At 65.0% G+C, this 21,407-nt stretch carries 21 protein-coding genes; 16 read left to right on the top strand and 5 right to left on the bottom strand.

Going from position 1 to position 21,407, the window contains the following annotated elements:
• Positions 1-32: 32 nt before the first annotated feature.
• The 4 genes from FBZ93_RS13510 (at position 33) to FBZ93_RS13525 (ending at position 3,180) form a co-directional block, all read left to right on the top strand.
• The gene (locus FBZ93_RS13510; protein ID WP_146986604.1) at positions 33-869 is read left to right on the top strand and encodes an ABC transporter permease; all 837 of its coding nucleotides are present in this window, start codon (positions 33-35) and stop codon (positions 867-869) included.
• Positions 869-1,654 (top strand): ABC transporter ATP-binding protein, encoded by a 786-nt coding sequence (locus FBZ93_RS13515; RefSeq protein WP_146986424.1) that lies wholly within the window; start codon positions 869-871, stop codon positions 1,652-1,654. Before FBZ93_RS13510 ends, FBZ93_RS13515 begins: the two co-directional genes overlap by 1 nt.
• A 58-nt stretch (positions 1,655-1,712) precedes the next feature.
• Complete coding sequence (locus FBZ93_RS13520) at positions 1,713-2,222, top strand: OsmC family protein (protein ID WP_146986425.1); 510 nt, start codon at positions 1,713-1,715, stop codon at positions 2,220-2,222.
• Positions 2,223-2,382: 160 nt separating this feature from the next.
• The gene (locus FBZ93_RS13525; RefSeq protein WP_146986426.1) at positions 2,383-3,180 is read left to right on the top strand and encodes a hypothetical protein; all 798 of its coding nucleotides are present in this window, start codon (positions 2,383-2,385) and stop codon (positions 3,178-3,180) included.
• 5 nt (positions 3,181-3,185) lie between these two features.
• Here the strand turns inward: FBZ93_RS13525 and FBZ93_RS13530 are convergent, their stop codons facing one another.
• Together FBZ93_RS13530 and mutS are read right to left on the bottom strand one after the other, a co-directional pair.
• Positions 3,186-4,274 (bottom strand): hypothetical protein, encoded by a 1,089-nt coding sequence (locus tag FBZ93_RS13530; protein WP_146986427.1) that lies wholly within the window; start codon positions 4,272-4,274, stop codon positions 3,186-3,188.
• Between the two features lie 44 nt (positions 4,275-4,318).
• On the bottom strand, positions 4,319-7,042 hold the full coding sequence (gene mutS, locus FBZ93_RS13535) for a DNA mismatch repair protein MutS (RefSeq protein ID WP_146986428.1): 2,724 nt from the start codon (positions 7,040-7,042) through the stop codon (positions 4,319-4,321).
• Between the two features lie 213 nt (positions 7,043-7,255).
• On the opposite strand from mutS, the gene pcaF reads away from it, so the two are divergent.
• The 3 genes from pcaF (at position 7,256) to pcaG (FBZ93_RS13550) (ending at position 9,869) form a co-directional block, all read left to right on the top strand.
• Positions 7,256-8,464 (top strand): 3-oxoadipyl-CoA thiolase, encoded by a 1,209-nt coding sequence (pcaF, locus tag FBZ93_RS13540; protein WP_050426436.1) that lies wholly within the window; start codon positions 7,256-7,258, stop codon positions 8,462-8,464.
• Between the two features lie 105 nt (positions 8,465-8,569).
• Positions 8,570-9,271, top strand: a complete 702-nt coding sequence (gene pcaH / locus FBZ93_RS13545; protein ID WP_146986429.1) for a protocatechuate 3,4-dioxygenase subunit beta — start codon at positions 8,570-8,572, stop codon at positions 9,269-9,271.
• A gap of 1 nt (position 9,272) precedes the next feature.
• Positions 9,273-9,869: a protocatechuate 3,4-dioxygenase subunit alpha gene (gene pcaG, locus FBZ93_RS13550; protein ID WP_146986430.1), complete on the top strand. Its 597-nt coding sequence runs from the start codon at positions 9,273-9,275 to the stop codon at positions 9,867-9,869.
• A gap of 11 nt (positions 9,870-9,880) precedes the next feature.
• Here the strand turns inward: pcaG (FBZ93_RS13550) and FBZ93_RS13555 are convergent, their stop codons facing one another.
• Positions 9,881-10,858 carry a LysR family transcriptional regulator gene (locus tag FBZ93_RS13555; RefSeq protein WP_146986431.1) on the bottom strand — a complete coding sequence of 326 codons (978 nt, stop codon included), beginning with the start codon at positions 10,856-10,858 and terminating at the stop codon, positions 9,881-9,883.
• Between the two features lie 220 nt (positions 10,859-11,078).
• On the opposite strand from FBZ93_RS13555, the gene FBZ93_RS13560 reads away from it, so the two are divergent.
• From FBZ93_RS13560 to FBZ93_RS13600, 9 genes are all read left to right on the top strand, one after another.
• Complete coding sequence (locus FBZ93_RS13560; protein ID WP_146986432.1) at positions 11,079-12,308, top strand: ABC transporter substrate-binding protein; 1,230 nt, start codon at positions 11,079-11,081, stop codon at positions 12,306-12,308.
• On the top strand, positions 12,284-13,012 hold the full coding sequence (locus FBZ93_RS13565) for a nitroreductase (protein WP_146986433.1): 729 nt from the start codon (positions 12,284-12,286) through the stop codon (positions 13,010-13,012). The genes FBZ93_RS13560 and FBZ93_RS13565 overlap by 25 nt, the downstream gene beginning before the upstream one ends.
• A 14-nt stretch (positions 13,013-13,026) precedes the next feature.
• A complete protein-coding gene (locus FBZ93_RS13570) occupies positions 13,027-13,566 on the top strand; it encodes a DUF4863 family protein (protein WP_146986434.1) in 540 nt (179 codons plus the stop codon).
• A gap of 46 nt (positions 13,567-13,612) precedes the next feature.
• The gene (pcaH, locus tag FBZ93_RS13575) at positions 13,613-14,314 is read left to right on the top strand and encodes a protocatechuate 3,4-dioxygenase subunit beta (protein WP_146986435.1); all 702 of its coding nucleotides are present in this window, start codon (positions 13,613-13,615) and stop codon (positions 14,312-14,314) included.
• Complete coding sequence (gene pcaG, locus FBZ93_RS13580; RefSeq protein WP_146986436.1) at positions 14,315-14,908, top strand: protocatechuate 3,4-dioxygenase subunit alpha; 594 nt, start codon at positions 14,315-14,317, stop codon at positions 14,906-14,908.
• 145 nt (positions 14,909-15,053) lie between these two features.
• On the top strand, positions 15,054-15,377 hold the full coding sequence (locus tag FBZ93_RS13585; RefSeq protein ID WP_050631929.1) for an ArsR/SmtB family transcription factor: 324 nt from the start codon (positions 15,054-15,056) through the stop codon (positions 15,375-15,377).
• A gap of 10 nt (positions 15,378-15,387) precedes the next feature.
• A complete protein-coding gene (locus FBZ93_RS13590) occupies positions 15,388-15,852 on the top strand; it encodes an SRPBCC domain-containing protein (RefSeq protein WP_146986437.1) in 465 nt (154 codons plus the stop codon).
• Positions 15,853-15,873: 21 nt separating this feature from the next.
• The gene (locus tag FBZ93_RS13595; protein ID WP_146986438.1) at positions 15,874-16,728 is read left to right on the top strand and encodes a shikimate dehydrogenase; all 855 of its coding nucleotides are present in this window, start codon (positions 15,874-15,876) and stop codon (positions 16,726-16,728) included.
• 16 nt (positions 16,729-16,744) lie between these two features.
• Complete coding sequence (locus FBZ93_RS13600) at positions 16,745-17,914, top strand: Gfo/Idh/MocA family protein (protein ID WP_146986439.1); 1,170 nt, start codon at positions 16,745-16,747, stop codon at positions 17,912-17,914.
• A 194-nt stretch (positions 17,915-18,108) separates the two neighbouring features.
• Here FBZ93_RS13600 and FBZ93_RS13605 read toward each other — a convergent pair whose 3' ends face one another.
• Together FBZ93_RS13605 and FBZ93_RS13610 are read right to left on the bottom strand one after the other, a co-directional pair.
• Positions 18,109-19,419 carry an ABC transporter substrate-binding protein gene (locus FBZ93_RS13605; RefSeq protein ID WP_146986440.1) on the bottom strand — a complete coding sequence of 437 codons (1,311 nt, stop codon included), beginning with the start codon at positions 19,417-19,419 and terminating at the stop codon, positions 18,109-18,111.
• A gap of 278 nt (positions 19,420-19,697) precedes the next feature.
• Positions 19,698-21,254, bottom strand: coding sequence for an MDR family MFS transporter (locus FBZ93_RS13610; RefSeq protein ID WP_146986441.1), 1,557 nt, complete (start codon positions 21,252-21,254; stop codon positions 19,698-19,700).
• Positions 21,255-21,407 lie beyond the last annotated feature (153 nt).

Below are 21,407 nucleotides of genomic sequence, written 5' to 3' on the forward strand. Positions count from 1 at the left end.
ATCCAGCGCGAAGAATAGTTCTTGCTATGGCCATGACCGTTGACCTGCCCGCGCTGGAACAGACGGCCGCGCCGCGTGCGGCGCCGGCGCGGTGGTCGCGCTTGGCGCGGCCGGCGCTCGGGCTTCTGGTGCCGGTGATGTGTGCGCTCGGCTGGGAGCTGGTGGTTTATCTCGGCTATTCCAACGGCCGCCTGGTGCCGCCGCCGTCGAAGGTGTTCCAGACCATTGTCGAGCTCGCCAGGAGCGGCGAGCTGTCGCGGCATATCCTCGCGACCTTGTGGCGCGTCGGCGCGGGCTTTGCGCTCGGCGTCGTCGCCGGCACCGTCATGGGCGCGATTTCCGGGTATTGGGATTTCGCCAAGCGGCTGCTTGATCCGACCGTGCAGGCCTTGCGCGCGATCCCCTCGCTCGCCTGGGTGCCGCTGTTCGTGCTCTGGCTCGGCATCTTCGAGACCTCGAAGGTCGCGCTGATCGCGGTCGGGGTGTTCTTTCCGATCTATCTCGGCGTGATGGGCGCGATCCTGTCGGTCGATCGCAAGATCGTCGAGGTCGGGCGGGTGTTCCGCCTGTCAGGACCGGCGATGATCCGCCGCATCCTGTTGCCGGCGGTGCTGCCGGCCTATGTGGTGGCGCTGCGGGTCGGGCTGGGCCTGGGCTGGATGTTCGTGGTCGCGGCCGAACTGATCGGCGCCTCCGAGGGCCTCGGCTATCTCCTGCTCGACGGCCAGCAACTCGGCAAGCCGGCGCAGATCCTCGCCGCGATCGTGATCTTCGCGATCCTCGGCAAGCTGACCGATTGGCTGATCGAGGTCGCCGCGGCACCGCTGCTGCGCTGGCAGGACGCGTTCGGCGCGCGGGGAGGGCAGTGATGCTCGCACTCAAAGAGGTCGGCAAAACCTATCCGAACGGCGTCCACGCACTGGAGCGCTTCTCGGCCGAGATTTCGCCCGGGGAGATCATCGCGATCATCGGCGGCTCCGGTTGCGGCAAGTCGACGCTGCTGCGCGCCATCGCCGGGCTCGATCGCGCCAGCACCGGCAGCGTGACGCTCGACAATGCCGTCATCACTTCGCCGCACGCCAAGATCGGCATCATCTTTCAGGAACCGCGGCTGCTGCCCTGGCTCAGCGTCGCCGACAATATCGGCTTCGGCCTGGCCGATCTTGCGGCCGATGCGAGGGCCGAGCGGGTTGCATCGGCGCTCGCCCGCGTCGGCCTCACTGATAAGGCAGCTGCCTGGCCGCGCGAACTCTCCGGCGGACAGGCGCAGCGGGTCGCGATTGCCCGCGCGCTGGTGCCGCAGCCCGAAGTGCTGCTGCTCGATGAGCCGTTCTCGGCGCTCGATGCCTTCACGCGGCGCGATCTGCAGGACCACCTGCTCGATCTCTGGGCCGACACAAGGCCGACCCTGATCCTGGTCACCCATGACGTCGACGAGGCCGTGGTGCTGGCCGACCGTGTGCTGGTGATGCGGCCGCGGCCGGGGCGGCTGTTCGAGCAGATCACCATCAACCTGGCGCGGCCGCGTGATCGCAAATCGGAACTGTTCGATACCTTCAAGCGCCGCGTGCTGACCGCGCTCGACCGCTCGCTGGACCGTTCGGTGCGGGACGTCACGGACAAATCCAGTGCCGGCGAGGCGATGTGGTGGTGACATCGGCGCTATAAGGCCTTACATCCGAAGGCTAAGAAGAATAGCCGGGAGCAGACCCATGGACTCCGCCGAACTCCGCGCAATGCAGGCTCCGATCAAGGAGCGTTACAAGACCGATCCCCAGGCCGCCGTGATCACGTTGAAGGCCAAGGGTACGATCGACAGCGAGAGCCTTGCCTGCAAGGTCGAAACCGGCCGCGCGCTCGCGGTCGCCGGTCTGCATCCTGCGACCGGCGGCTCCGGGCTCGAGCTCTGCTCCGGCGACATGCTGCTGGAAGCGCTGGTCGCCTGCGCCGGCGTCACGCTGAAATCGGTCGCGACCGCGGTCGAGGTGCCGCTGAAGGTCGGCAACGTGTTCGCCGAGGGTGATCTCGATTTCCGCGGCACGCTCGGCGTCGACAAGGAGGCCCCGGTCGGCTTCCGCGAGATCCGCCTCCGCTTCGACGTCGGCACCGACGCGCCGCAGGACAAGCTCGATCTGTTGCTGAAACTCACCGAGCGTTACTGCGTGGTCTATCAGACCATCAAGAACGGCCCGAAGGTGACCGTGACGATGGTGAGGGTTTAAGCTGCCTTAACCGGTGTCGTCCCGGCCTAGTGCGCAATTGCGCACGCGAGCCGGGACCCATACGCCGTGCCCTCTCGGTTCAAGCCGCGCCGTCCGACGGCTTTCGCTCCACACGAATAGTCGTGGTTATGGATCCCGGCCTTCGCCGGGATGACGCAGAATGTCCCCCGACCTCCACTTCATCCTGCTCCTCGTGCTGCGCATGGCGGTTGCGGCCGCGTTCGTGGTCTCAGCGTCCATCATCACGGAGCGGTCGGGGCCGGTGATCGGCGCGCTGATCGCAACGCTGCCGATCTCGGCCGGGCCGTCCTACACCTTCCTCGCGCTCGATCATGACGCCGCCTTCATCGCCGAGGGCGCGCTGTCGAGCCTGCCGGTCAATGCGGCGACGATCTTCATGGGCCTCACCTATGCCGTGCTGGCGCAGCGCTTCAGCATGTCGATCAGCGCGGGAAGCGCGATCGCACTGTGGCTCGTGCTCGGCACCATCATCCGTCAGTTCGCGTGGACGCTGGCCGGCGGGCTGATCCTCAATGCCATTGCGTTCGCGATCTGCATTCCGCTGCTCAAGCCGTATCGGCACGTCGCGAAAATGCCGCTGATCGCGCGGCGCTGGTACGACATTCCGCTGCGTGCCGCGCTGGTCGCGAGCCTGGTCGGCACCGTGGTCACCGCGTCGACCTGGGTCGGGCCGCGCGTCACCGGCGTGATCGCGCTGTTTCCGATCGTGTTCTCCTCGATGATGCTGATCCTGCATCCGCGGATCGGCGGCCCGGCCACCGCCGCCGTGCTCGCCAACAGCGCCTGGGGCCTGCTCGGCTTCGGCCTCGGCATCGCCGTGCTGCACATCGCGGTGCTGCACTTCGGCTCGCCGATCGGCCTTTGCTGCGCACTCGCCACCTGCATCGCCTGGAATCTGGCGCTGTGGCAACTCGGGCGGAGGAAGGCGAAGGCGTAGCCACGTTACTGCGCGGAGCGTGGGTGCCTCACCAAGAACTCACCGCGCGACCTTACCGCGGGGTGTCGGTCACTTGCCAGTTGGGACACCAAAGCTCGCTCGTCCTCAATCTGCGAGCGCTCGACGATCATGGCGTCCGCGACAATTTTCCGCACGAATGATGATCTGTCGCGAATTCCCTCGGCGATGAGATCTGCGACCGGACGATTGCTTTCGCTGCTGCGACTGTCCAGCTTCGGAATGCGTCGTCGCAAACCATACACCTTGTCGAGCCAGACCCAGTCAAACCCAGCCGGCCAACTGGCCTTCCGCGAAATCAAACACTGATAAGCGATGGCCCTGATTGGTGGTTGAACGGCCGTCGTTGCCAGTCGTGGCAGGTGTTGGTCGATGCCGGGGTAGCGTAATGCAGAGCGGAGACAGCCACTCAGCCCGCCAGTCGGGCGTCTTTCAAGTTGAAGCGCGAGTGCCGAGAGGACGTCGTCGCGAGCGAACAGCGGATCAAGAATTGCAACCTCATCGCTCCATCGCCCCCATATAAATCGCCGTTCAAGCAAGTAGATCGCCGCGTCTGCGGCGACGTTTGCAGCGATGCTTGCCGAAACGCGCTTGAAGCATTTCTTTGCGGCTTGGCGTACCGGTCCAACCCAGTCATTTAGTCGCCACGCCAAAGCTGCAAGGAAAAATGGCGAGGTCGGCGGTGTCGTTATGTGGAAGAGTGCTGCCTCCCTGAGGTAGCCACTTGGGTGAAAAAGGAACAGCCACGCAAAATCGGCATTTGCGGCGAGCAATTCTCGATCAGGTGGAAAGGGAGCATGCGCCGATTTCGGCCAAAGCTGATCTCTTATCCGCTGGAAAAAGACGCGTGCTCGGTGCTTGGGGACGAGCTGTCCCGGCCGCTTTTCCTGCTGCCACCAGCCGATAGCTGCGTCCCTCGCGATTTCCCGGCTGGCCTGTACGATGCGATGCGCCGGCAGCGCTGCGAGTTCGGCAAGGATGTCCTGCAATTCGCGGTTGGTCGCAGGCCGGTTGGCTAAGGCCGCAAGCTTGGCCGAGAGCGATGGCGAGAGGATGGGCCGAACCGGCGATGACATACCCCATCCTTGCAGCATTCTCAGGTTGTTGGAAGCCGCATTGGCTATTTCGGCAGCTTCGCCCTCAATGCATACAGCGCGTCCAGCGCTTCGCGCGGTGACATTTCGTCGGGGTGCAGCGCCTTCACGGCTTCCACCAGCAGATCGGCCTCGCTCGGCGGCTTGTCTTCGGCGGCGGCGCGGGAGGGGACGGCGAACAACGGCAGGTCGTCGGCCAAAGCGCGAGCGGTCTGGCCGCGGTCCTGCGCCTCGAGCTTTGCCAGCACCGATTTGGCGCGGGTGATCACCGCAGGCGGCAGGCCGGCGAGTTTTGCGACCTGGATGCCGTAAGAGCGGTCGGCGGAGCCCGGCAGCACCTCGTGCAGGAACACGACGTCGCCCTGCCATTCCTTGACCCGCACCGTGGCGTTGAACATCCGCGGCAGCTTGGCCGAGAGCGCGGTCAGCTCATGATAGTGGGTGGCAAAGAGCGTGCGGCAGCGGTTGCTCTCGTGCAGGTGCTCGATCGCGGCCCAGGCGATCGACAGGCCGTCGAAGGTCGCCGTGCCGCGGCCGATCTCGTCGAGGATCACCAGCGACCGCTCGCTGGCCTGATTGAGGATCACGGCAGTCTCGACCATCTCGACCATGAAGGTCGAGCGGCCGCGCGCCAGATCGTCGGCCGCACCGACGCGCGAGAACAGCCGGTCGACGATGCCGAGCCGCGCCCGCGACGCTGGAACATAGCTGCCAATTTGAGCAAGGAGCGCGATCAGCGCATTCTGGCGCAGGAAGGTCGATTTACCGGCCATGTTCGGACCGGTGATCAGCCAGAGCTGGCCGGACTTCTGCGCGGGCGCAGGAGAGAGATCGCAGGCATTGGCGATGAACGGCTGGCCGTCGCGCTTCAGCGCCTGCTCGACCACCGGATGGCGGCCGCCCTCGATCGCAAAGCCGAGCGAGCCGTCGACGTCGGGCCGCACGTAATTGTCGTCGATCGCAAGCTTCGCCAGCGAGGTCGCGACGTCGAGCATCGCAAAGGCATGCGCGGCGTTGCGCAAATCGTCGCTGGCGGCGAGCGCCATGGCGCTGAGCCGCTCGAAGATCTCGAGCTCGAGATTGAGCGCGCGCTCGCCGGCATTGGCGATCTTGGCCTCGGTCTCGCCGAGCTCGGCCGTGGTAAATCGGACCTGTCCGGCCAGCGTCTGGCGATGGATGAAGGTCGCATTCAGCGGCGGCGCGAACAGCTTGTCGCCATGCTGCGCGGTGACCTCGACGAAATAGCCGAGCACATTGTTATGCCGGATCTTCAGCGTCTTGATGCCGGCGTCCTCGGCATAGCGCGCCTGCATCGCGGCGACGACGAGCCGCGAGGCGTCGCGCAGATTGCGGCTCTCGTCGAGCGCGGCCTCATAGCCCTCGCGGACGAAGCCGCCGTCGCGCTTGATCAGCGGCAATTGCTCTGACAGCGCGCGGGAGAATTCCTGCGCCAGATCGCGCGAGGGGCGCCGCAACGCCGCCATCACGGTCGAAACCTCGGCCGGCGGATCGGCAAGCTGCGCCAGCAGCTCGAGCGCCTGGTCGGCGGCCAGGATGCCGTCGCGCAGGCTGGCGAGATCGCGCGGGCCACCGCGGCCGACCGAGAGCCGCGCCAGCGCACGCGACATGTCGGGCGCTGCGCGCAGCACGGTCCTGACGTCCTCGCGTGCCGCGGAATCCGCAACGAATGCCGAGACCGCATCGAGCCGCCGCGCGATGACGGCGACGTCGGTGAGCGGCGCGGCAAGCCGCTGCGCCAAGAGGCGCGAGCCCGCTGCGGTGACGGTGCAGTCGATCGCATCGAGCAGCGAGCCGCGGCGCTCGCCGGCCAGCGTGCGAGTCAGTTCGAGATTGGCGCGGGTCGCCGGATCGATCGCCATCGTGGTGCCGGCGGCCTCGCGCGCCGGCGGCGACAGCGGCGGACGTTTGCCGACCTGGGTGCGGTCGATATAGGTGACGGCCGCGGCGGCAGCGGTCGCCTCCAGCCGCGACATTGCGGAGAGACCGTCCATGGTCGCCACCGCGAAATAGTCGCACAGCCGCCGCTCTGATGTGGCGCTGTCGAACACGTCGCGGGTCAGCGGCGTCACCGACGGCAGCTCGCGCAAGGTCGGCGCCAACTCGTGGTCGCTATAGAGCGCGTCGGTGACGATGGCCTCGTTCGGATTGATCCGCGCCAAAGTCGCGGCAAGCTCCGCGGTCGCGCACTCCGTCACCATGAATTCGGAGGTCGAGATGTCGATCCAGGCAAGGCCAAGACGATCCGCGCCGGCCGAGCCGCGGGCGCGCGCGATCGCGATCAAATAGTTGTTGGTGCGGGCGTCGAGCAGCGTGTCTTCGGTCAGCGTGCCCGGCGTCACCAGCCGCACCACGCCGCGGCGGACCACGCTCTTGTTGCCGCGGGCTTTCGCCTCCGCGGGATTTTCCGTCTGCTCGCACACCGCGACACGATGTCCGGCGCCGATCAGGCGATGCAGATAGTCCTCGGAGCGCTCGACCGGCACGCCGCACATCGGGATGTCCATGCCCTGATGCTTGCCGCGCTTGGTCAGCACGATGCCGAGCGTCTTCGAGGCGATCTCGGCATCCTCGAAGAACAGCTCGTAGAAATCGCCCATCCGGTAGAACAGCAGCAGGCCGGGATGGGCGGCCTTGATCTCCAGATACTGTTCCATCATCGGCGTGACGCGCGACGGCGCCTCGGCGGGAGTGGCTTCGGGCGGAACGGGGATCGGCTGCTGAATGGTCATGAGGTGGCGGAAACTACAGAATTTCGCCGTGCGGTCCTATCCGCGACGACGGGGTTTTCCACCCTCTCCACGGTCAAAGATATGACAAGACATCACGGCAATGCGCGCTTGACGCGCGTTCCGGTCAATTGACCTGCCGCGGGCACGCTCCTAAAACCATCTCAAGTTCCAGCCGATCCAGCGCCTAAGTCGCGGCATTCAGGGAGAGATTCAATGCGTGATGTGTTCATTTGCGATGCCGTCCGGACCCCGATCGGCCGGTTCGGCGGTTCGCTCGCCAAGGTGCGCGCCGACGATCTCGCCGCGGCCCCGATCAAGGCGCTGATGGCCAAGCACCCGACGCTCAATTGGAACGAGGTCGACGAGGTCTATTTCGGCTGCGCCAACCAGGCCGGCGAGGACAACCGCAACGTCGCGCGCATGGCGCTTTTGCTCGCCGGCATGCCAGAGTCGGTTCCCGGCCAGACCCTGAACCGGCTCTGCGCCTCGGGCCTCGATGCGGTCGGCGCCGCCGGCCGTGCCATCCGCGCCGGCGAGATCGATTTCGCGATCGCGGGCGGCGTCGAATCGATGACGCGGGCGCCGTTCGTGATGGGCAAGGCTTCGGAAGCCTTCTCGCGCTCGTCCGATATCTACGACACCACGATCGGCTGGCGCTTCATCAATCCCTTGATGAAGGCGCAGTACGGCGTCGATGCGATGCCGGAGACCGGCGAGAACGTCGCCGAGGAATTCCAGGTGTCGCGCGCCGATCAGGATGCGATGGCGATCCGCTCGCAGCAGCGCGCCGGTGCGGCGATCGCGTCGGGCTATTTCGCCGAGGAGATCGTCCCGATCCAGGTGCCCGGCGGCAAGGCCGGTCCGATCACCGTCGACAAGGACGAGCATCCGCGCCCCGAGACCACGCTCGAAGGTCTCGCCAAGCTGAAGCCGATCGTACGCAATCCGGGCACGGTGACCGCCGGCAACGCGTCTGGCGTCAATGACGGCGCCGCCGCGATGATCCTCGCCTCCGAAGCCGCGGTGAAGAAGCATGGCCTGACCCCGCGCGCAAAAATCCTCGGCCTTGCGTCGGCCGCGGTGCCGCCGCGCATCATGGGTATCGGCCCGGTGCCGGCGACCAAGAAGCTGGTCGAGCGGCTCGGTATCAAGGTGTCGGACTTCGATCTGATCGAGCTCAACGAAGCCTTCGCCTCGCAGGGCATCGCCTGCCTGCGCCAGCTCGGCGTCAAGGAAGATGCCGATTTCGTCAATCCGCATGGCGGCGCGATCGCGCTCGGCCATCCGCTCGGCATGAGCGGCGCGCGGCTGGTTTTGACCGCCGTGCACGGCATGGAGAAGCGGGGCGGGAAGCTTGCCTTGGCAACTATGTGCGTCGGGGTCGGCCAGGGCGTTGCGGTCGCGATCGAAAAGCTGAATTGATCCAATGGCTTGGAAGGGTTGAAAACAACCCTTCCCCAATTTGGTTATGCACTATAATGATCTGATGTGAGCTCACCGGGCGCGTGGGCCGCGGAGGAATTCGCCATGACCTTGTTGTATCCGCTGCAATCGCTTGCGGCCCATCCGGCGCGGCTGTCGCCGGACTATCGGTCCACCGTGAAGCGTTCGCCCTCGAGGCCGCTGATCCCGATGCGGCACACGCTCTCGGAGCTGACCGGACCGGTCTATGGTCATGAGACGGTGCGCGCGAACGACAACGATCTCACCATCCAGGCCAAGGGCGAGCCGCTCGGCGAGCGCATCATCGTGCATGGTCATGTGCGCGACGAGGACGGCCGCGGCGTTCCCAACACGCTGGTCGAGCTGTGGCAGGCCAATGCCTGCGGTCGCTACATCCACGTCGTCGACCAGCATCCGGCGCCGCTCGATCCGAATTTTACGGGCGCTGGCCGCACCCAGAGTGACGACAGGGGCTATTACAAGTTCATCACCATCAAGCCCGGCGCGTACCCCTGGGGCAATCATCACAATGCCTGGCGGCCGGCGCACATCCACTTCTCGGTGTTCGGGCACTCGTTCGTCTCGCGTCTGGTCACGCAGATGTATTTCCCCGGCGATCCCTTGTTTCCGTTCGATCCGATCTTCAACTCGGTGACCGATGAGAAGGCGCGGGCGCGGATGATCTCCTCGTTCGATCTGGAGAATACCAAGCCGGAATGGGCGCTGTGCTACCGCTTCGATATCGTGCTGCGCGGCCGCAACGCCACGCCGATGGAGACCAAGTAACGTGTCGAACCAGCGTCCTGATGGAATCACGCCTTCGCAGACCGTCGGCCCCTATTTTAAATACGGCCTGACGCCGAACGGCGAGTATGAATGGAACGACGCCTTCAGCAACAACCTGCTGACGCCGGATACATCCGGCGAGCGCATCCGCGTCGAAGGCAAGGTCTATGACGGCGATGGCGCCGTGATCCCCGACTGCATGCTGGAGATCTGGCAGGCCGATAGCCAGGGCCGCTTCTCCGATCCGCAGGACAAGCGCGCATTACCGAACTCGTCTTTCAAAGGCTTCGGCCGCTGCGGCACCGACAAGAGCGGCGGCTATTCCTTCGACACCATCAAGCCCGGCGTGGTGCCGGACGCCGACGGCAAGCCGCAGGCGCCGCACATCCTGCTCGCGGTGTTCGCGCGCGGCATGCTGCTGCATCTCTACACGCGGATCTATTTCGACGACGAGACGGCCAACGCCGCTGATTCCACCCTCGCGTTGGTGCCGGCCGATCGCCGCGCGACCCTGATCGCGAAGAAGACAGGCGGCAACGCCTACACGTTTGACGTCCATCTGCAGGGCGACAACGAGACCGTGTTCTTCGACGTCTAGCCATCTCACCGCTAGCCGCCGCGCCTGAGCTCCTCGGTAGCGCGGCGCAGCACCTCGTGAAGCCATTCGTGCGATGGCTCGTCCTCGACGCGTTCGTGCCAGAGCAGCCGAACCTCCACGGGCGTCGTGGTGTAGGGCAGTTCATAAGTCGTGATCGCATGCGCCTGCTCGAGCGCCCGCGCCAGCGGCCGCGGAACGATCGCTGCCAGTTCTGAATCGATCAGTAGCGCGGGCAACGCAAGGAAGTGTGGCAGCGAGACCGCGATTCGTGGCGGCCGGTCGCTGTCGGACAGCGCCCGTTCCAGCGCAGGGCGGTCGTACATCTCCGAACGGCGGGCAAGCCCGCGCTCGGAGATGAAGCCGCCGATAGCACCCTCCTGCTCGCCGCCAAAGGAGACGACGACCAGCGGCAGACTGGCGAGCTTCGCGTTGTCGAGCCGGCCGAGCTTGCGCTTTTTGCCGACGATCAGCACGTCGTCATATTCGAACAGCAGTGCCGTGCGGAAGCGGCTCGGCGGCGACGAGAACACGCCGATCGCAACGTCGATGCGGCCGAGGTCGATCTGCTCGGCCAGATCGATCCGTGTCACCGGCTTGATCGTCAGGTCGATCGCCGGAGCCTCGCGGCCCAGAATCTTCAGCAGCGGCGGCGCCAGCACCATCGTCGTGAAGTCGTTGGCGGCCAGCGTGAACGACTTGGTCGAGACCGCCGGAGCGAAAGTCGGCAGCTCGACGGCGGCTTCCAGCGATCGCAGCGCCTGGCGAACCTGCGGGGCCATCGTCAGCGCGCGCGCCGTCGGCTGCATGCCTGTCGCGGTGCGAACGAACAATTCGTCGTCGAGCATTTCGCGCAGCCGCGCCAGCGAGTGGCTCACCGCGGACTGGCTCAGCGCGACCTTCTGGCTGGCGCGCAGCACGCTGCGCTCCTCCATGACGGCGTCGAACACCTTGAGCAGGTTCAAATCCAACGTCTTGAAGGAAACGGACACGATGAGGGTCCCGTCGGTAGCGGATCGCACGCCGCTGCAAAATTCTGCGCGCGCACGCAGTTAAGGCCAGGCGCCCGCCTGATGCAACCGATCGGCATGCCGGAAGCACATCGCCGCATCGCGTTCTGAAGCCGGTTCAGGATCACCCTGCAAGACTTTCACTTCCGCAATCCAGCGTTCTGGCCAAGATTGCCGGCGCCGGGTTGGGAGGAAGCAACAGATGAATGCCTCGGTGAAATCGGTGCATGGTGGTGTACGCAAGCCGCTCGGATTGGCGCTGGCGCTCATGACATTTGCGGTGCCTGCGCTCGCGCAGGATGGGCCGGTCAGGCTCGGCGTGCTGACCGACATGTCGTCGCTCTATGCCGACAATGGTGGCCCGGGCTCGGTCGTCGTGGCGCAGATGGCGGTCGACGATTTCAAGGGCAAGGTGCTCGGGCGCCCGATCGAGATCGTCGCGGGGGATCACCAGAACAAGGCCGACATCGGCGCAACGATCGCCCGGCGGTGGCTGGAGAACGAGAACGTCGAGGCGATCCTGGACGTACCGAATTCCGCCGTTGCGCTCGCCGTGCAGGGCATTACGCGCGACAAGAAGAAGCTGTTTCTTGCGACCGGCGCGGCGACGTCCCGGCTAACCGGTGATGAGTGCTCGCCGACCGGCATCCACTGGACCTACGACACTTACGCGCTGTCGCAGGGCACGACGAAGGCGATCTCGCGTCTCGGCGCAAAATCCTGGTTCTTTCTGTCAGCCGATTATTCGCTCGGCGTGCAGCTCGAGGCCGACAGCCGCAAGGTGATCGATGCCACCGGCGGCAAGGTGGTCGGTGCCGTCAAGCACCCGATCAACACGCCGGATTTCTCGTCCTTCCTGCTGCAGGCGCAGGCCTCCAAGGCGGACGTGATCGCGCTCGCCGACGCCGGCGGCGACTTCGTCAACGCCGTGAAGCAGGCGGGCGAGTTCGGCGTGACGCGCGGCCAGAAGCTTGCCGGCCTGCTCGTCTTCATCAACGACATTCACAGTCTCGGGCTGCAGAGCGCGCAAGGCCTGATGCTCAGCTCGGCCTTTTACTGGGATCTCAACGATGAGACGCGCGCCTGGTCGAGGCGCTACATCGAGAAGACTGGGAAAGTGCCGTCCATGATCCATGCCGGTACCTATGGCGCGGTCATGCACTATCTCAAGGCAGTCGAAGCCGCAGGCACGCTCGATGGGCCTGTTGTCGCCGCCAAGATGCGCGAATTGCCGGTCAACGACTTCATGACCCGCAACGGCAAGATCCGTCCGGACGGCCGGCTGGTCCGCGACATGTATCTGTTCCGCGTCAAGGCTCCGGAGGAGTCGAAGTATCAGTTCGACTACTACCAGCTCCTGGCCACGATCCGGGGGGAAGAGGCCTTCAGATCGATGGAGGACGGCGGATGTCCGCTTGTGAAGAAGTCGTGATCGATCGAGACGCAGCGCGCGGCGTTGCGCGCAATCCGATCGACGAGGTGATCGCGGGCCGGCTCTCGTGCCGTGAGTTCTCCGGTAGCCCTGTCCCGCGATCGACCGTGGAGCAGATCCTGCGCGTGGCGCGGTTCGCGCCGAGCGGCGCGAACATCCAGCCCTGGCACGTCTATGTGCTCGCGGGCGCCGCCAAGACCGAAGTGTCGGCTGCGCTGCTGCACGCGTTTGAGACGGAGCCGAGCGAGCACGTCTCCGAATATCAATACTACGCCAGCGAGTTTCCCGAGCCCTATCTCGGCCGCCGCCAGGAGTTCGGGCGATTGTTCTATGATTCGCTCGGCATCGCGCAAAGCGACACCGCGGCGCGGAGCCGGCAGACTGCGAAGAACTTCGGCTTCTTCGGCGCGCCGGTTGGGCTGATCGTCACCATCGATCGGCGCCTCGCGATGGGCAGCTGGCTCGATCTCGGCATGTTCATCCAGAACGTGATGCTGGCGGCGGTCGGCCGCGGGCTGCAATCCTGCCCGCAGGAAACCTTCGCCAAGTATCACCGCATCTTGCGCCCGGCCCTGTCGATCCCGACCGAGCAGATGGTCGCTTGCGGGATCTCGATGGGTCACCCGAGGGAGCGCGGGAGAGCGCGGCTGATGCCGCGCGCGGATCTGGAGGCGTTCGCCTCCTTCAAGGGTTTCGAGGATTAGAACAGGAGAAAGCCATGGGAAGCCGTGAACAACTGATCGAACGCAGCATTCCGTTTCTGCGCGAAGTCAAGGACATGACGCCGAGCGCGGCGATGGAGCGATGGCTCAACGAGACCTACGGAGAGACAAGCGCGCTCTACCAGGATCTCGCTCGTCTCATCAAAATGGGAGTCGAGGAGGGCTGGGCGGCGAACCAGGAGGTCGAAGGCCCGAACTATCGGCGCAGCCGCATCCTCGAGCCGATCCCCGAGACGTTCCAGTTCAGCATCACGGCTGTCTACATGAACAGCGCCGATCCGCGCCGCTTCAAGGACGAGGACGATCATGACGTGCTGCGCGGGCAGTATCACGGTCACCCCTATGGCGAGCTCAACCTCGTCGTTCCTCTCGACAAGGGCGCCGAGTTGAAGGGGCTGCAGGGCTGGCAAGGACCGGGCTGGACTGCGCCCGATCCGGGCAGCAGGCATTATCCGGAAGTCAGGGGCGGCGCTGTGATCGCGCTGTTCTATCTGCCGGCCGGCCGCATCTCCTACGATTTCAAGGCGCCGGCGTGATGTAAGTCCCGCGCCGACTGGCGCTCGGTTTGTCTGGAGCAGGCACATGACATTGATCTACCCGGTCGCTTCGAACCGCATCCATCCCGCACGGTTGTCGCCGGCCTACCGGAGTGCGATCAAGCGGTCGCCGCAAAAGCCGCTGATCCCGATGCGGCACACGCTCTCGGAGCTGACCGGGCCGGTCTATGGTCATGAGACGGTGCGCGCGAACGACAACGATCTCACCATCCAGGCCAAGGGCGAGCCGCTCGGCGAACGCATCATCGTGCATGGTCATGTGCGCGATGAGGACGGCCGCGGCGTGCCCAACACGCTGGTCGAGCTGTGGCAGGCCAATGCCTGCGGTCGCTACATCCACGTCGTCGACCAGCACCCGGCGCCGCTCGATCCCAACTTCACCGGTGCCGGCCGCACGCAATCCGACGACAGGGGCTACTACAAGTTCATCACCATCAAGCCCGGCGCGTACCCCTGGGGCAATCATCACAATGCCTGGCGGCCGGCGCATATCCACTTCTCGGTGTTCGGGCACTCGTTCGTCTCGCGTCTGGTCACGCAGATGTATTTCCCCGGCGATCCCTTGTTTCCGTTCGATCCGATCTTCAACTCGGTGACCGACGAGAAGGCGCGGGCGCGGATGATCTCGTCGTTCGATCTGGAGAATACCAAGCCGGAATGGGCGCTGTGCTACCGCTTCGATATCGTGCTGCGCGGGCGCAACGCCACGCCGATGGAGACCAAGTAAGTGTCGAACCGTCCTGATGGAATCACGCCTTCGCAGACCGTCGGTCCCTATTTCAAATACGGCCTGACGCCGAATGGCGAGTATGAGTGGAATGACGCCTTCAGCAACAACCTGCTGACGCCGGATACATCGGGCGAGCGCATCCGCGTCGAAGGCAAGGTCTATGACGGCGATGGCGCCGTGATCCCGGACTGCATGCTGGAGATCTGGCAGGCCGATAGCCAGGGCCGCTTCTCCGATCCGCAGGACAAGCGCGCATTGCCGAACTCGAGCTTCAAGGGCTTCGGCCGCTGCGGCACCGACAAGAGCGGTGCTTATTCCTTCGACACCATCAAGCCCGGCGTGGTGCCGGACGCCGACGGCAAGCCGCAGGCGCCGCATATCCTGCTCGCGGTGTTCGCGCGCGGCATGCTGCTGCATCTCTACACCCGGATCTATTTCGACGACGAGACGGCCAACGCCGCTGATTCCACCCTCGCGCTGGTGCCGGCCGATCGCCGCGCGACCCTGATCGCGAAGAAGACAGGCGGCAACGCCTACACCTTCGACGTCCATCTGCAGGGCGACAACGAGACCGTGTTCTTCGACGTCTAGCCGCCGCGCGCCGCAAGCTGCGCGCAAATCCAGCATTGAAGGAACGACCGAAATCCGCTGCGCGCCTTCGCCGCAGCGGATTTCGGTTGACCATGCGAATCTAGTTATATAACAACTAAGTTATATAATCGATACGAGATCAAGCATGGCCAACCTCGATGCCGCCTTTTCCGCGCTCGCCGACCCGACCCGCCGGGCGATCCTGGCGCGTCTCGCGCTGGGCGAAGCGACTGTCATGGAGCTGGTCGAGCCGTTCGAGCTGACCCAGCCCGCGATCTCCCGCCATCTCAAGGTGCTCGAGGGCGCCGGCCTGATCGTTCGGCGCGTCGAAGGCACCAAGCGGCCGTGCCGGCTGGCGCCGACGGCGGTTGCCGAGATCGATCAATGGCTCGGCATGCTGCGCCGCGCGCTGGAAACCAATTACGACCGGCTGGACGGAGTGCTGGCCGCCATGAAGCCTGAGAAGTGAAAGGTGCCCTATGAGTAAGTTGACGCTGAAGACCGAAGGCGACCGCTACATCGTCGTGACCAGGCGCTTCGTCGCGCCGCCCGAGGCGGTGTATCGCGCGCATACCGAGCCGGAGCTGTTGCAGAAGTGGCTGCTCGGCCCTGAGGGTTGGGCCATGCCGGTCTGCCTCAGCGAGCTCAGGCCCGGCGGCAAGATCCGCTACGAATGGACCGACGGCAAGGGCGGCGGCTTTCACCTCACCGGCGAATATCTCGAACTCGAACCGTTCAGCCGCATCGTGCATGTCGAGCGCATGCATCTGCCGGATCCGACGCCGGACAATCGTGTCGAGACCCGCTTCGCGCCTGATGGTGATGGCACCCTCATGACCATGCGGATGGCGCTGCCCGATGCCGAGACGCGTGCGGCGATGCTCGCGACCGGCATGGAGCACGGCATGGAAGACAGCTATGCTCGGCTCGACCGCATGAGCTGAGCACTGCCGATGTGAGGGACAATGCGCGATCGTTTCCTGACCGGTCTGATCGGGTATCCGATCGCGCATTCGGCGGCGCCTGCAATGCACGAGCAGGCCGCCGCCGCGCTCGGCGTCCGTTGCCACTATCAGCTCATCGAGGTGAAGGGCGCCGGGCACGACGATCTGCGCGCGATGGTCGATGGCATCCGGCGACTCGGCTTCGCCGGCGTCAACGTCACTTTTCCCTACAAGGAAGCGGTGGTCGACCTGCTCGATGACCTCGCGCCGGATGCGCGCGCGATCGGCGCGGTCAACACCATCGTCGTCGATGGCGCGCGTCTCGTCGGGCACAACACCGATGCCACGGGCTTTGCGCGTGCGATCGAACCCTTACTCGCCAGCGCGCCGCGCGGCCCGATCGCGCTGATCGGTTCCGGCGGCGTCGGCAAGGCGATCGCGTTCGCGCTGGCGATCCTCGGCGTCGGCGAACTGCGCATCTTCGACAGTGATGGCGCCAAGGTCGCGCGGCTGGCCGGCCAGTTGGCCGACCGTCATGCGGCTCGTGGCGTCGCCAGCGTCGAGGCCGCGCTCGATGGCGCGACTGGCGTCGTCAACGCAACGCCGGTCGGCATGCTGCCGAACCGCGACAGTCCCGTGCCGGACAGCCTGTTGCATCCGTCGATGTGGGTCGCCGACGCCGTCTATACGCCGCTCTGGACGCCGCTCCTGTTGGCGGCCAAGGCCAAGCGCGCCAAAGTCCTGACCGGGCGCGATCTCGCGATCTACGCAGCAGCCGACGCATTCGAATTGTTCACGAGCATGATGCCTTCGACGGACGTCATGGCAAATGCGTTCGACGCCGTGATGGCCGCACGCTACTCTCGGCCCGCCTGAAGGGCGGAGACATATAATGACAAAAATCAGGATCGGTCTGGCCGGCTGTGGCTTCGTGTCGGAGCTGCACATGGTTGCGTACCGGCGCGTCTATGGCGTCGATGTCGAGGTGAGGGCGGTCGCGGCGCGCGGCGATCATGTCGTCGAGTTCGCGCGCAAGCACGGGATCCCGAATGCCTATCGCAGCTTTGCCGAGCTGGTCGCCGACCGCGAGCTCGACGTCATCGACGTCTGCACGCCGCCGAACCTGCATGCCACGATGATCGTCGAGGCCATGCAGGCCGGCAAGCACGTGATCTGCGAAAAGCCGTTCAGCGGCTATTTCGGCCGCGACGGCGACAGGGCGCCGATCGGAAAGTCTGTGCCGAAGGCGCTGATGTACCAGCGCGTGATGGAGGAAATGGAGGCGACCCGCACCGCGATCGAGCGGACAGGAAAACTCTTCATGTATGCCGAGGATTGGATCTACGCGCCCGCCGTGACCAAGACCGCGGAGATCATCCGCGCGACGCGCGACAAGATCCTGTTCATGAAGGGCGAGGAGAGCCATTCCGGCTCGCATGCGGCGCATGCCGCAGAGTGGGCGATGACCGGCGGCGGCTCGCTGATCCGGATGGGCTGCCATCCGCTGTCGGCCGTGCTCTATCTCAAGCAGGTCGAGGCCAAGGCCCGCGGCGAGACTATCACGGTCGCAAGCGTCACCTGCGATGTCGGCAACGTCACGGCCTGCCTAAAGCCTGAGGAGCGCGCCTACATCAAGGCCAATCCGGTCGATGTCGAGGATTGGGGCACGCTGACCGCGACCTTCTCCGACGGCACCAAGGCGACGGTGTTCTCCGGCGACATGATCATGGGCGGCGTGCGTAATCTGATCGAGACCTATACGAGCGGCGGCTCGCTGTTCGCCAACATCACGCCGAACACGCATCTGACCAGCTACCAGACCTCAGAGGAGAAGCTCGCCTCGGTCTACATCACCGAGAAGGTCGATCGCAAAACCGGCTGGCAATATGTCTGCCTGGAGGAGGAATGGACCCGCGGCTATCTGCAGGAGATCCAGGACTTCATGGAATGCGTCGCGACCGGCCGGCAACCGCTCGCCGATCTCGCGCTGGCGTATGAGACGACCAAGGTGAACTACGCCGGCTATTGGGCGGCGGATGAGGGGCGGCGGGTGGTTTTGTGAGCGCGGTGCGCTGGTCGCTGTGATCACTCTTGTCCATGCGCATTCAGACCCGTCATCCTGAGGTGCGAGCGGAGCGAGCCTCGAAGGATGAATCGGCCCGACTGGTGGCCGTCGACCCTTCGAGACGCGCGCGAGTGCGCGCTCCTCAGCGTGACGGGGATAGTTCCTAACAAGCCGCAACAGGAATCGAGACCCTAAGCCCCGTACACCGATCCTTTCGGCAGCGGGAACACCGGGTCCTGCGTCCTTATATTCGTCGGCCACACCACGGTGATGCGCTCGCCGGCGTTCTGCATCACGACCGGCGTCGAGCGCTCGTTCTGGCCGGACATCGGTGTGCCCGGCGGATAGAATTTTACGCCATAGCCCTGGATGGTGCCGCCCGGCGGGATGTCGACGTCGAGCGCCGCCTTGCGGATCGCCTCGGGATCGAAGCCGCCATATTTCTCCTTGGCGACCGGCAGCACATTGTTGAGCAGGATCCACGTCTGGTTGAAGCCCATCGAGCAGTGCGGCGGCACTTCGGTGGCGCTGGTCTTCTCGCGGTAGCGCGCGACCATGGTCTTGGTGAGGTCGCCGACCCCTGGCGCCAGCTTGGCGGGATCGAGCAGCTGTGCCGGAACCGGATCGATGTTGCAGAAATTGTCGATGTCGGCGCCGAAGGTCGCGCGCAGCTTGTCGAGCTGGCTGTAGCCGGCGCCGGCGCCGAACAGCATCTTGAACTTCAGCCCGCTTTCGCGCGCCTGGCGCAGGAACAGCGTGATGTCGGGGTTGTAGCCGGCATGCGAGATGATGTCGGCCTTGGCCCGCTTCAGCTTGGTCACCAGCACCGAGAGGTCGGGCGCGGAGGCCGAATAGCCTTCCTTGAGCACGACCTGCAGCCCGGCCTCCTTCGCGAACATCTCGTCGGCGGCGGCGACACCGACGCCGTAGGGACCGTCCTCATGGATCAGCGCCACCTTGACGTCCTTCGGCTCCATGCCGAGCTTCGCCTTGGCGTGCTCGCCGAGGAAGCCGCCGAAGGCCTGGCCGTATTGGTCGGAATGGATCTGCGCGCGGAACACGTATTGCAGGTTCTTGTCCTTGAACACGGCGGTCGAGACCGCGGTCGTGATCCAGAGGATGCGCTTCTGCTGCTCGACCTTGGCGGCGAGCGGCACCGCGTGCGAGCTTGCGAACACGCCGTTGAGGATGTCGACCTTCTCCTGGTCGATCAGGCGATTGGCCTCGTTGATCGCGACATCAGGCTTGCTCTGGGAATCGACGTTGACCGGCGCGATCTTGTACTTGCCACTGATGCCGCCCTTCTCGTTGACGAGATCGATCGCGATCTGCGTGCCGATCGAGGAGGCGACCGAGCCGCCGGCGGCGAACGGGCCGGTCAGGTCGTAGATCACGCCGATCCGGATCGTCTCGGCCTGCGCCTGCGCGCGTGTCCAATCGAAGCTGAAAGCAGCGGCGGCAGCCGCTGAAGTCTTCAGCAGCGTCCTGCGTGAAGTCGGCATCGCGTCCTCCCCTGAAACCGTCAGTTGTGTGACGGGTATTTATTTTTTGGGGAGTATTGGGAGGCGATGTCGGAAAGTCAACGCGATTGCGGGCGCAGTGTCTCGCGCTTTGGTCGAGGTCGGCCCCCTCCCTGCGTCGTCCCGGCGAAGGCCGGGACCCATTACCCCAAATGCAAATTGTTGCGCGACGCCGGGGCCGCAATCCCTCTTACAACACGACCCTGTGGTTATGGGTCCCGGCCTTCGCCGGGACGACGATGGTGGTGGACTGCGTGAACCTACTCCATCACCGCGGCGTGGTCCGGCGGTGCCGATTGCGAGCGCAGTGCGGCCTTGGTCGAGCCGATCATCAGCGCGAGCGGGATCGAGACCAGGATGAACAGCATCACCAGCTGATAGTCGTGCGAGAACGCGATGATCTGCGACTGCGCCGCCACCATCCGGTCGGCCATCGCGCGGCCGGCGTCGGTGTTGAGGTTGATCATGCCGGCGACGTCGGGCATCTGCAGCGCGTGGTTGAACGGATTGATCTGCTCCGACAGCTTCGCGTAGATCCGCCGTCCGCCTTCGGTGAGCTGCGCGATCACGATCGAGATGCCGACCGAGCTCGCGACGTTGCGCAGCAGCGTCAGCATCGAGGTGCCGTCGGTGCGCAGATGATTGGGCAGCGTCAGGAACGCCACCGTCGACAGCGGCACGAACACGAGGCCGAAGCCGAAACCCTGGATCACGCTGACCACGATGATCTCGTTGGCCTGGGTCATGTCGGTCCAGCCGGTCATCTGGAACAACGAGGCCGCGGTCAGCGCGAGGCCGGAGATGATCAGCGTGCGCGCCTCGATATAGCGCATCAGGCGGCCGACCAGCATCATCGCGACGAAGGTGCCGAAGCCGCGGCTCGCCAGCAGCAGGCCCGCGGTGATGATCGGATAGCCGACCACGTTCTGCAAGTAAGGCGAGGACAGCGCCATCGTCGAGTACAGCACGAGGCCCATCACCGTCATGAACACGCAGCCGCCGAGGAAGTTCTTGTCCTTGAACAGCGCGAACTGGATGAACGGCCGGCTGGTGGTCAGCGAATGGGCGAAGAAATAATAGAAGCCGATCGCCGAGACGATGAATTCGACCATGATCTCGTTGGATTCCAGCCAGCCGAGCTGCTCGCCGCGGTCGAGCGCGAGCTGCAGCGAACCGATCGCGACCGCGAGCGCGCCGAAGCCGAACCAGTCGAAGCGCAGATTGAGGTCCTGCTTGGTCTCGTCCATGAACACCGCAAGGCCGAGCACGGTGATCGCGCCGAACGGCAGATTGACGAAGAACACCCAGTGCCAGGAATAGGTCTCGGTCAGCCAGGCGCCGAGCGACGGGCCCATGATCGGGCCCATCATCACGCCCATGCCCCAGATCGACATCGCCTTGGCGCGCTCATGCAGCGCGTAGGAATCCAGCATGACGGCTTGCGACAGCGGCACCAGCGCCGCGCCGAACACGCCCTGCAACAGGCGGAACAGCACCATCTGGTTGATGTCCTGCGCGAGGCCGCACAGCACCGAGGCGATGGTGAAGCCGGCCGAGCAGATGATGAAGATGCGCTTGCGGCCATAGCGGTTGGCGATCCAGCCGACCGGCGCGGTCATGATCGCGGCCGCAACGATGTAGGAGGTCAGCACCCAGTTGATCTGGTCCTGCGAGGCCGACAGCGAGCCCTGCATATAGGGCAGCGCGACGTTGGCGATCGTGGTGTCGAGCGCCTGCATGATCGTCGCGGTCATCGCGCAGATCGTCACCATGTTCCGGCGCATGCCGGGCACGGCGGATGGTGACGGTGCATTCATTCAGTTCAGTCCTGTTCGCCGATTGCAGCGGGAATCACCTCTCCCCGTCGGGGAGAGGTCGCGCCGAAGGCGCGGGTGAGGGGATCAGGTCCCACGAGAGAGCGTAACCCCTCACCCGGATTGCATCTGACGATGCAATCCGACCTCTCCCAC

Origin of the sequence: Bradyrhizobium macuxiense, assembly GCF_007993935.1 — a bacterium.
GTDB lineage: Bacteria > Pseudomonadota > Alphaproteobacteria > Rhizobiales > Xanthobacteraceae > Bradyrhizobium > Bradyrhizobium macuxiense_A.